Raw genomic sequence first — 2,967 nt, forward strand, 5'->3', positions numbered from 1 at the left:
GTCCACAAGGGCGGCAAGCGGGCCGTCGACGGCATCACGATGCGGCTCGGGCCGGGAATGGTGGGGCTGTTGTCCCACCAGCGGAGTGTGACCGTACCCCGGCCACCCTTGTCAAACGGACGGATCCCGCTTTTTCACTTGCCGGGCTCACCGACGCCACTCGAACGGTAACCCGATGACGGAGGTTCGCGCCCCGCGGAGGGGGGCCTTCGGCAGGTTCCGGAGGATGGAATGACGGATTTCAAGATCTGTCAACGGAAAATCGACGGGTTCTCGCGGGGCGGAGCGGAGCGAGGCGGGGGCGGAGCGGGGGCGGGCTCAGCCGCCGGCCACGGCCAGGAGCCCGGCGCCCGCCGCCAGGCAGCCCATGCCCAGGACGCTCCACAGCAGGTCCACGACGGCGGCCCGCCCGACCTCCCCCGCGGCCAGCACCACCCGGCTCGGGCGCTGCGGGTCGTAACAGATCCGCACCGAGGCTCCGGGCGCGAAGCGGTCCGGACGGCGCAGCGGGGTGTGCCCCCGCGGACGGGCGATGACCAGCCCGGCGATCCCGCACGCGCCGGCGCCGCCGACCGAGGGCGGCACCGAGAAGGAGAGCAGCGGAGCACTGTCCAGCTGGCCGTGCACGTCGTCCTCGGCCATCACGGTGGCCAACGCCGCCGCCCCCCGGCGGCGCACCCGCAGGCGCAAGCCCACCTCGGCGGCGCACCAGAGCAGCAGCACGCCACCGAAGAGGGCGAGCACCGACCCGCCCACCATCGCCGTCGTCGTGTCCACCCCTGGCCCCCGGCTCCCCAGCTCTGTCCACAGCCTGTGGACAGAGCTTCACAGTGGAGAGCCAACGGGAGACTGCCACCCGGCGGCGGCCGGACGAACCAGGGGGTACGGGCGAGTGAACCGGTCAGGTCTCGGCGGGTGCGGTCACGGAGGGCCGGGGTCCGGGCACGGTGAATCCGGGCACGGCGCAACCGGGCACGGCGCAACCGGGCACGGTGAATCCGGCCACGGAGGGCCGGACGGGCCGGGCCGCGCCGGGACGCGCCGGGACGCGTCGGGCCGCGCCGGGTCGGGCCTCAGCGGACCGGGTCGATGAACCCCTGCTCGGTCAGCAGGCGCAGCGACTCCGGCACCCGGTCCCGCAGGACCACCCGGTCCTCGCCGAGCAGCTGCGCGATGGCGTCCACGATCTCGCCCGCCGACAGCGTCCCGTCGCAGACCCCGACGAACCCGGCGCCCACGGTGTCCACCTTGGTGGCGCGCCGCATGCCCCGGTTGTGACGCAGGATCACGTGCTCCGGGTCCTCCGCGCCCGGCGAGCCGACCTGCTCCTGGACCACCTCGTCGGCCAGCACGTAGCGGGCCGCGAGCAGGCCCGCGTCGTCGTGCGAGCGGAGGAAGTCCTGCCGGTCGAACCAGGCCTCGATGTGCGGGCCCAGCGGCTGCTCCACCGGGTGCGGCCACTCCTCCACCCGGACGGTCGGACGCTCGGCGCCGCTCGCCCGCAGGGTGATCCAGCCCATCCCGATGCCCTCGACCCGGCCCGCCTCGAAGGCGTCCAGCCACTCGCCGTACCGGGCCTGGTAGTCGCCGCCGGGGCCGCGGTGGTCACCGCCGTCGCGCAGCCACAACTCGGCGTACTGGGCCACGTCCTGGACCTCGCGCTGGACGACCCAGGCGTCCAGGCCGGTGCCCGCGACCCAGCCGGCCAGCCTCTCCTGCCAGTCCTCGCCCTTGACGTGCTGCCAGTTGGCGAGGAGCTGGCAGTAGCCGCCGGGCTCCAGGTGGTCGGCGGCCGAGCGGACCAGGCTGCGGCACAGGTCGTCCCCGGCCATGCCGCCGTCGCGGTAGGTGAACCGGCCGCCCGGCGAGATGACGAACGGCGGGTTGGAGACGATCAGGTCGAACTTCCGCTCCCCGACCGGCTCGAAGAGGCTTCCGGTGGACACCTCGGTGTTGTCGAAACCGGACAGTGCCAGGGTCAGCTCGGTGAAGCGCAGCGCGCGCGGATTGAGGTCCGTGGCGGTGACGGTCCCGGCGTGGCGGGCCGCGTGCAGCGCCTGGACACCGGAGCCCGAACCGAGGTCCAGCGCGGCCCGGACGGGACGGCGCACGGTGATGTTGGCCAGCGTGGTGGAGGCACCGCCGACGCCCAGCACCAGGTCCTTGCGGGCCACCCCGTGCGCGGTCTCACCGGAGCCGATGCCGCCCGCGCCGCCCACCGCGCAGCCCAGGTCGGAGACCACCCAGGCATCCGAACTGGGCATCCCGGCCACCTCGTTGGCGTACGGCCGGACGTCGACGGTGGCGCGCACCAGATCGCCGTCGGGGCGCAGCCAGCCGTCCGCCAGGCAGTCCTCCACCGGCAGCGCGGCGGCGGCCGCCCGGTACGGGACCGGCTGCTGGAGCAGGAACAGCCGCACCAGCGTCTCCAGCGGGCTGCCACCGCGGGTCGCCCGCAGTGCCGGGACCGCCTCGCTGCGGGCCAACGCCGAATAGCCGGTGGGCCCGAGCAGGTCCAGGCACCCGTCGGCGGTGAACGAGGCGGCGAGCAGCGCCTCGCGGAACTTGGCGAGGCGGGTCGGGTCGAGAACGGGGCTACTGATCACCCCGCCATTGTCCCCCGGCGCCCACCTCGCGGCCGCCGCTGCGCCCCGCGGCCATCGGACGGAAGCCCGCACCACCACGCACGCCCCCGGGAGCCACCGCGCGCCGCCCTGCCGGGGGCGCCGAGTCGTTCGACAGCGGCGGCCGGCGGCAGCTCGCAGCGGCTCGCGGAGGCGGCTCGCGGTCACGGGGGCCGGCGGCGGGCAGGGACGGCGGCTCCACGAGGGCGCCCCGGCCCGCGTGACTTCGTCATGACCGACGCGCCGCCCCTCACCAGCCGGTCCCTGGCCGGGGACGGGCCGGTTTCGGGGGCGGGCGCGTCGGATCGTGCGGTCCGCCGGGGGGCTCAGCTCGCGCTGGGGG

At 75.3% G+C, this 2,967-nt stretch carries 2 protein-coding genes; both read right to left on the reverse strand.

The genetic code is table 11. The features are described from left to right. Positions 1 to 318: 318 nt before the first annotated feature. A complete protein-coding gene (locus ACIQOV_RS35210; protein ID WP_401054912.1) occupies positions 319 to 777 on the reverse strand; it encodes a DUF3592 domain-containing protein in 459 nt (152 codons plus the stop codon). Between the two features lie 296 nt (positions 778 to 1,073). After that, entirely contained in the window at positions 1,074 to 2,606 is a 1,533-nt protein-coding gene (locus tag ACIQOV_RS35215) for a methyltransferase (protein WP_401054913.1), read from the reverse strand. Positions 2,607 to 2,967 lie beyond the last annotated feature (361 nt).

Source organism: Kitasatospora sp. NPDC091257, from assembly GCF_044757675.1.
GTDB lineage: Bacteria > Actinomycetota > Actinomycetes > Streptomycetales > Streptomycetaceae > Kitasatospora > Kitasatospora lactacystinica.